This window comes from Enterococcus sp. NBRC 3427 (assembly GCF_007996925.1).
GTDB lineage: Bacteria > Bacillota > Bacilli > Lactobacillales > Enterococcaceae > Enterococcus_B > Enterococcus_B lactis.
In genome coordinates, this window is record NZ_BJLL01000121.1 from 1 (window position 1) to 972 (window position 972).

At 35.1% G+C, this 972-nt stretch carries 1 protein-coding gene; it reads left to right on the forward strand.

The window, feature by feature from the left end; translation table 11 throughout:
• Positions 1-95: 95 nt before the first annotated feature.
• On the forward strand, positions 96-972 hold an 877-nt coding region (locus ESP02_RS13140), incomplete at its 3' end, for an IS982-like element ISEfm1 family transposase (RefSeq protein ID WP_146926082.1).

A 972-nucleotide genomic window follows, 5' to 3' on the forward strand; every position in this document is an offset into this window, starting at 1 on the left:
AATTTTTTCCTAGAGGAAAATGTCTAAACATGTTGGTAAATCAACAAAAAAACGCATATAGTAGTCTCAAAACTCCCAAGAAATGAGGACTACATATGCGTTCATCAAAATATACTGAACATTATACAGATACTTTTATAACATTCAAGGAAATTATGAGAACTGTTTCTAACATATACCACAATTGTGTACCAGATAAGATTAAAAACCGAAGAAATACTGATCAACTGAAGCAACGCGATACAGTGATTATTGCTTGTGTTATATGGGGCATAATTAATGGCTATACTAGCCAAAGAGCCACGTATAGAGCGGTTTGTTCCGTCTTATTTCCTAATGGTGACTTTCCTAGTAGGAGTCGATTCACTCGCTTAAGTTCAAACTTAGCTTACACTATCAAGATTATTCGATACTTTTTCATCAAGAAGCTCACCAAAGGTGAACTAGTCGGAATTATAGATAGTTTTCCTAGTCCATTATGTAAACCAGTTAGAAATAGACAAGCAAAACTATTGAATCAAATAGCCAAAGTTGGCTATAACTCAACAAAAAAATCTTATTTTTATGGTCTTAAAATTCATATGATCGTTACTAAGACTGGCTTTCCGATTACTTACTCAATCACGAATCCAGGTGTCCATGACGTGAAAGTGTTAGAGACTTTATCGGAAGAAGCGAATCTTCCCAATATCCTAGGGGACAAAGGATATATTAGCCATAAAATCCATGAAAAGCTTGCCCTTAAGGGCATTACTATATCCGTTCCGCCACGTAAAAACATGGATAAATCAGAAAAACTAGACCACAGCTTACTTGGAAAACAAAGAAAAACAGTTGAGACTGTTTGTTCTTCCTTAGAAAAATTAGGTTGTCAAAATTTCAACTCACGTTCTGTTAAAGGGCTAGAGAGTAGATTTGAAAGCATATTACTGGCTTACAGTGTTCTATTAAGTCGAGCACAACGACGTTTTG